This window comes from Catenulispora pinisilvae, from assembly GCF_015356865.1.
Taxonomy (GTDB): Bacteria; Actinomycetota; Actinomycetes; order Streptomycetales; family Catenulisporaceae; genus Catenulispora; species Catenulispora pinisilvae.
Map to the genome: position 1 here is coordinate 22,316 of NZ_JAAFZA010000126.1, position 7,129 is coordinate 29,444.

The 7,129-nt window shown below is 70.5% G+C and carries 5 protein-coding genes; all 5 read left to right on the forward strand.

Going from position 1 to position 7,129, the window contains the following annotated elements; all coding sequences use genetic code 11:
• Positions 1-175 precede the first annotated feature (175 nt).
• A complete protein-coding gene (locus IZR01_RS29285; protein ID WP_194895214.1) occupies positions 176-1,204 on the forward strand; it encodes an ornithine cyclodeaminase family protein in 1,029 nt (342 codons plus the stop codon).
• Position 1,205: 1 nt separating this feature from the next.
• Positions 1,206-2,786 (forward strand): aromatic amino acid lyase, encoded by a 1,581-nt coding sequence (locus IZR01_RS29290; protein WP_194925740.1) that lies wholly within the window; start codon positions 1,206-1,208, stop codon positions 2,784-2,786.
• Between the two features lie 113 nt (positions 2,787-2,899).
• Entirely contained in the window at positions 2,900-5,695 is a 2,796-nt protein-coding gene (locus IZR01_RS51125) for an MGH1-like glycoside hydrolase domain-containing protein (RefSeq protein ID WP_228560467.1), read from the forward strand.
• Positions 5,696-5,878: 183 nt separating this feature from the next.
• Positions 5,879-6,313: an ATP-binding protein gene (locus tag IZR01_RS29300; RefSeq protein ID WP_194925741.1), complete on the forward strand. Its 435-nt coding sequence runs from the start codon at positions 5,879-5,881 to the stop codon at positions 6,311-6,313.
• Between the two features lie 12 nt (positions 6,314-6,325).
• On the forward strand, positions 6,326-7,129 hold an 804-nt coding region (locus IZR01_RS29305; RefSeq protein ID WP_194925742.1), incomplete at its 3' end, for a SigB/SigF/SigG family RNA polymerase sigma factor.

Sequence of the window (7,129 nt, forward strand, 5' to 3'; positions counted from 1 at the left end):
TGGACTCGGCCCCTGGGTGAAGGTCAAGAAGCGGTTATGGTGGCATCCCGCCCTCGATCGCCACCGATCATCACCGATCATCACCGAGCCGCTCGATCATCTCGATCAGCTCGATCGGCTCGATCAGCTCGACCAACATCGCCGACTACCACCGATCACCACCCCGGGACGTCCCATGCACCCTCAGCCCCAGCAAGAAGGCATCTGGCTCAGGTTCCTGTCCGGTCCGGACGTCGAGGAACTGGGCATCGGGCAGGCGGAGATCATCGACGCCGTGGAACAGGTCGTGGCCGCCCACGGCCGCGGCGAGACCGTCTTCGAACCCCGCACCCACCTGGTCCCGAACAACGGCGGCATCGGCCACTTCAACGTCCTGCGCGGCCACGTCGCCACGCTCGGGGAACACGGCGTCAGCGGGGTGAAGGTGGTCGGCGACTTCGTGCCCAACTTCCAGCTCGGCCTGCCCAGCGAGCTGGCCCTGCTCACCCTCTACGACCCCACCACCGGCGTGCCGCGGGCCATCATCGACGCCACCTTCATCACCGAGGCCCGCACCGGCGCCATGACCGCGGTCGGCGCGCGCCACCTGGCCCGGCCCGAGGCGAGGATCCTCGGCCACGTCGGCGCGCGCGGCACCGCGTTCTCCAACGTCACGATGCTCGACGCGCTGTTCGACCTGGAGGAGATCCGGGTGACGAGCCGGCGCCCGGAATCGCGGGAGGCGTTCGCCGACCAGCTGCGCGCGGCCACCGACACCCCGGTGCGCGTCGTCGACACCGCCGCCGAGGCCTTCGACGGCGCGGACATCCTCGTCGAGGCCACCCGGCTCACCGAACCGTCCCCGCTGCTGCATCCGGGGCTGGTCAAGCCGGGCGCGTTCGTCGTGCCCTACGGCACGATCAGCGCGGTCTCCGAGGACCTGCTCGACGTCATGGACAAGGTCGTCGTCGACGACTGGCGCGAGGCGCAGTCCGGCCGGTTCGGCGCGCTGCGCCATCACGTGGACACCGGCAAGCTGTCTTCGGAGACGTTGTACGCCGAACTGGGAGCCGTGGTGTCCGGACAGAAGCCCGGCCGGGAGAAGCCGGAGGAGCGCATCTTGCTGTGGCACCGTGGGCTGTCCATCCTCGATGTCGCGGTCGGCTACTTGATCCTGGAACGGGCCGAGCGCGGCGACGTCGGCACGATGCTGCGGTATCGGTGAGATGGCCGCGCGCCGCCCCGTACCATCCCGCATCGCCATCGAGACCGTCGCCGATCTCGGACCATCGGCGATCCTGCGGATCTCCCGGGCCGGCGACGTCCCAGAGCTGTCGGCCGCACTGACCGACCGCGTCGCGGCCCGCCGCGCCCGGGTTCTGCACGCGCTGGCATCCGGCGGCCCGGTCTACGGCGTCAACACCGGGATGGGAGCGCTCAGCGAGCGCCGCCTCGACGAGGCTGAGCAGGCCCGGCATCAGGAGGCGCTGATGCTCGCGCGCTCGGCCGGCGGTCCGCCGTGGCTGACGCGCGAGGAGACGCGGGCGGTTCTGGCGGTCCGGCTGCGCACGTTCCTCAATAACGACAGCGGTGTCAGCGCCGGCCTGTGCGAGCAACTGGCGGCCATGCTCGAACACGACGTGCTGCCCGCTGTTCCCCGCAGCGGCCTGGGCAACTCCGGTGAGATCATCGCGCTGGCCCACCTCGCGGCACCGATCAGCGGTCGCGGCCTGGTCCTGTCCGGCGACGGTTCGGCTGCCGGTTCAAGTGTCGGTTCAGCTGTCAGCTCGGATGCAGCGGATGCGACTCCCGCCGAAAGCGCGCTGAACGCCGCCGGTCTCGACCCGCTGCGCTTGGGCGCCAAAGAAGGCGTGGCACTCATCCAAGGCGTGCCGGTGACCACCGCTCTAGCAATCCTGCACGCCGAAGACGCCCGTACCCTGCTGCGTCAGTGCGTATCGCTCGTGGCAGCGGAGTTCGCCCTGACCGGCGCGGCGCGCGACGCGATCGATCCCGTCCTGGCCCGAGGCGACGAGGTACTACGGCAGGTGACGGCCGACCTGTCCCGCCTGGCCGGAACACCGGAAGCGGCGGCGCGTGCCCTGCAACCGCCGGTGTCCTTCCGGGTCTCGGGACAAGTGCTGGCCCACCTGGAACGGGCCGTGACGATGCTGGACGCGGCCGTGCAGCGGGCGTTGGAAGGCATCACCGACTCGCCGGCCTATGTGGAAGCGGACGACGGCGTCGAAGCGGACGACGGCAGCGGCCGCTTCCTCGGCACAGCCGGCTTCCACGGCTACGACCTCGCGGCCCACCTGCACATCCTGACGGTGGCCGTGATCGGCGCGGCCGAACTCGGCGCGACCCGCCTGCACCGGCTGCTCGACCCCAAGACGAGCGGCCTGAACCCGCAGCTCTCACCCGACCCCGGCCCGCACACCGGGCTCTCCCCGGTCCACAAGCGCGCGGTCGGCGTGGTCCACGCGCTGCGCCGCCTCGCCGTGCCCTCGACCGTCGGCACGATCGAGACGTCGGCGGGCCAGGAGGATGTGCAGACCTTCTCCGTGGAGGCCGCAGAGGACTGCCGCCGGGCGCTCGACGGCCTGCGGGAAGTGCTGGCCTGCGAACTGCTGGCCGTGCACCAGGCCCACGCGCTGGGTGCCCGGCCGCCGCGCGGCACGGACTGGCTGTCCGGAGCGCTGGAGCAGACGGCTGCCGTGCTGCCGCCCGGCACCGGCGACCGGTTCTTCGGCCAGGACGTCACGGTCTTGGTGGAACTGCTGGCACAGGGCTGGCCGACGGCCTGAAGCCGGGTGGAAAGGCCGACTCGCGGCCGACGGCTCGCCTCCCAACGACAGCTCGCCCCCCAAACGACAGCCCAGCATGCGGGTTCGGCGAGTGCTCCCTACTGTCGGTGATCATGCAGGCCGAGAAGGCGCGCCTTGACGCGGCCGACGATGGACGCGTGCCGTGGCGCGCATGGGGGCCGTATCTGGCCGAGCGGGCGTGGGGCACCGTCCGGGAGGACTACTCCGCCGGCGGAACGGCTTGGGACTATTTCCCGCACGACCACGCCAGATCCCGGGCCTATCGCTGGAACGAGGACGGGCTGGCCGGGATCTGCGACGACCGGCAGTGGTTCTGCTTCGCGCTGGCGTTCTGGAACGGCCGCGACCCGATCCTCAAGGAGCGGCTGTTCGGGCTGACCGGTCCGGAGGGGAACCACGGCGAGGACGTCAAGGAGTACTGGTGGTATCTGGACTCCACGCCGACCCACTCCTGGATGCGCTGGCGCTACCACTACCCGCAGGACGCCTTCCCCTATCACGACCTGGTGGAGGTGAACCGTAGCCGCGGCGGGGACGACGCCGAGTACGAACTCGTCGACACCGGGGTCTTCGACGAGGGCCGCTACTGGTCGGTGACCGCCGACTACGCCAAGGCCGGGCCGCACGACATTTGCATCAGGGTCACCGTCGAGAACCGCGGGCCGCGGGAGGCGACGCTGCACGTGCTGCCCACCCTGTGGTTCCGCAACACCTGGGCCTGGGGGCTCGCCGACCACGGCGACTACCCGGTGGTGCGGGGCGAGGGGGCGCGGCTGGTCGGCGACCACCGGTTCGTGGGCCGGATCGTGCTCTCCGGCGACGGGACGCCGACCCCGTTGGCGTGCGACAACGAGTCGAACGGGCAGTTGTTGTGGGGCGCCCCCGGCCGGTCGCGGTATCCGAAGGACGGCATCAACGACCATGTGGTGCACGGGGCGCCGACCGTCAATCCGGATTGCAGCGGCAGCAAGGGGGCGCTGCACTATGTGCTCACCGTCCCGGCCGGTGAGTCCGCGGAGATCCGGCTGCGGTTGACCGCCGACGGCCCGGACGCCGCCGACCTCCCCGAGCGCTCCGACCTTCCCGAGCATTCCGGCGCCTCCGAGCACTCCGGCGCGTCTGCCGAAGGCGCTGCGGATGCCGAGGTCTCTGAACGTCCCGACCGTCCCGAACACCCCGACCGTCCCGAACGCCCCGCACCCGCAGTCGCCGAAGAAGCCCCGACCCACGCGCCGCCGGACCTCGGCCCCGGCTTCGAAACCGTGATGGCCGCCCGCGAAGCCGAGGCGGACGAGTTCTTCGCCGAGCTCACCCCGGCCAGCTGCACCGCCGACGAGGCGCTGGTGCTGCGCCAGGCCGTCGGCGGGCTGCTGTGGTCGAAGCAGTACTACCACTACAACGCCGCCCGCTGGCTCAAGGGCGACCCGCTCTACCCGGTCCAGGACAGCCGCGGCCAGGGCCGCAACGCCCGCTGGGTGCATCTGTCGGCGCGCGACGTCATCGCGATGCCCGACGCCTGGGAGTATCCGTGGTTCGCCGCCTGGGACCTGGCCTTCCACGCGGTGGCCCTGGCCCGGGTCGATCCGGCGTTCGCCAAGCAGCAGCTGGAGTTGCTGTTGGAGGGCTGGTACCTGCACTCCTCGGGCCAGATGCCCGCCTACGAGTGGAACTTCGACGACGACAACCCGCCGGTCCACGCCTGGGCCGCGCTCCAGGTGTTCCACCTGGACGGCGCGCGGGACTTCGACTTCCTCAAGCGGGTGTTCCGCAAGCTGCTGATGAACTTCACCTGGTGGGTCAACCACGCCGACCCCGACGGCGACAACGTCTTCAAGGGCGGCTTCCTCGGCCTGGACAACATCGGCCCGTTCGACCGGCACTACGGGCTGCCGCCCGGGACGTTCCTACAGCAGAGCGACGGCACCGCGTGGATGGCGATGTACTCGCTGAACATGATGGAGATGGCGCTGATCCTGGCCCGCAAGGACAGCACCTACCACGATCTCGTCCCCAAGTTCTACGAGCACTTCGCGCTGATCGCCGAGGCCGCCTACCGGATCGGCCTGTGGTCGGAGCAGGACGGGTTCTTCTACGACGTGCTCCAGGTCCCCGGCACCGGCCTGGTCCCGGTCCGGGTCCGCTCGGTGGTCGGCCTGCTGCCGCTGACGGCGGCCACCTCCGTCCCGACCTCGCACCTGCGCTCGATCACCGCGTTGTCGAACCGGGTGCGCTGGTACCAGTCGAACCGGCCCGAATACACCGAGCACCTGGGCGACGACGCCGACGGCGGCCAGCGCCGGCTGCTGGCGATGGTCGGCCCGGACCGGCTGGGCCGGCTGCTCACGCACATGCTCGACGAGGACGAGTTCCTGTCCGGCCACGGCCTGCGGGCCCTGTCCAGGGAGCACCACGACCACCCGTTCTCGCTGGCCGTGGCCGGCAAGCGGTACACCCTGGAGTACGAACCCGGCGAGTCCCGGACCGTGATGTTCGGCGGCAACTCCAACTGGCGCGGCCCGGTGTGGTTCCCGGTCAACTACATGCTCATCGACGCGCTGGACCGCTACCACGAGTTCTTCGGCGACAGCTGGCGCACGCCGTTCCCGGCGCCGGACGGTCCGCCGGCCACGCTGCGCCAGATCGCCAACGACATCGCCCACCGCCTGGTGTCCCTGTTCCTGAAGGACGCCGACGGCCGCCGCCCGGTGTTCGGTGACGTGAAGCTCTTCCAGCACGATCCCGCGTGGCACGACCTGATCCCGTTCCACGAGTACTTCCACGGCGACACCGGCGCCGGACTCGGGGCCTCGCACCAGACCGGGTGGACGGCGCTGGTGGTCAACCTGATCCTGCGGCGGAAGGAGTCGGGGCAGCCGCCGCGCTATTAGCCGACCACTGTCACCATGCGCGGCACGCGGGCACCACCGTCACCGTGCGCCTCACCCGCATCGCGGACGGTCCGGTGGTCGACAGTACCTGACAAATAACGCACCTGTTTGATCCCGGCGGAATCGGTCACCCGGGACGGAATAGAACCAATCGCCGCGTGGAACGGCCGAGGGAGTGGAACCATGGCGCAGCGGATTCACATGACCCGGGCCGACCGGACGATGCCGCCCGGCGCCGCCTCCGTGGTGCTCACCGTGCCGGCGCACAGGGACTACATCACCATCGTCCGCTCCGCGGTGGCCCAGCTCGGCGCCGGTTTCGGCTTCACGATCGAGGAGATCGGCGATCTGCGGCTGGCCGTCGACGAGGCGTGCAACCTGCTGGTCGGGTACCGTCCGGCCGGCCTGGCGCCGAGTGATCTGGAGTGCCGGGCGCAGGTGCTCGGCGACGTGCTGCGGGTGTCCGTGATCGCCTCCGCCGAGGCCGCGGAGCCGCCGGACACCGAGGGTTTCGGCTGGAACATCCTGACGGCGCTGGTCGACACGCTGGCCTGGGAGCAGGACCGGGACACCGTGCGTGTCGAACTGGAGAAACGCCGCAGCATCCGGGACTTTTGAGCGGGCGCCGCGATGGACGGTACCCAGGACGAGCCGGGGCTCGATCGGGTCGGCGCATACGCGGCGGCTCTGGCCGCGCTGCGTCGGCTAGCTACCCTCGCGACCGGCGATCCGGAGCGGCCGGCGCTGCGGGAGTTCGTGATCGGCGAGTACATGTCCTACGCGCGCTATGTCGCCGCGCGGTTCCGGCGCCGTGGGGAGTCCTGGGAGGACTTGGAACAGGTGGCGTATGTCGGCTTGGTGAAGGCGGTCGACAGCTACGACGAGGAGTACCACACCACCTTCCTCACTTACGCGACGCCGGTGATCGCCGGCGAGATCAAGCGCCACTTCCGGGACACGACGTGGGATGTCCACGTGCCGCGCCACATGCAGGAACTGTCCGGGGCCCTGCGCCAGGCCCGGGAATCGCTCGCCCAGAAGCTCGGGCGCGATCCGACGGTGACCGAACTGGCCCACCGCATGGACGCCGGTGTCGACGAGGTCGTCGACGCGATGGACGCCTCAGTGGTCTACAACGCCACCTCGCTCGATGTCGCGGTCGGCATGGCCGACGGCGACGGCTCCACCCTCGGCGACCTGATCGGCGCCGACGACCCCGCCTACGACCTGATCGTCGACCGCGAATCGCTGAAGCCGCTGCTGGCCGGACTCGCCGAGCGGGACAAGCGCATCCTGCTCCTGCGCTACTTCCGCAACCTGCCGCAGACCGAGATCGGCGAGGAGATAGGCGTCTCGCAGATGCAAGTGTCGCGGCTGCTGGCGCGCATTCTGGGGCAGCTGCGTAGGGGGCTTGGCGTGCGGCCGGGGCGGGAG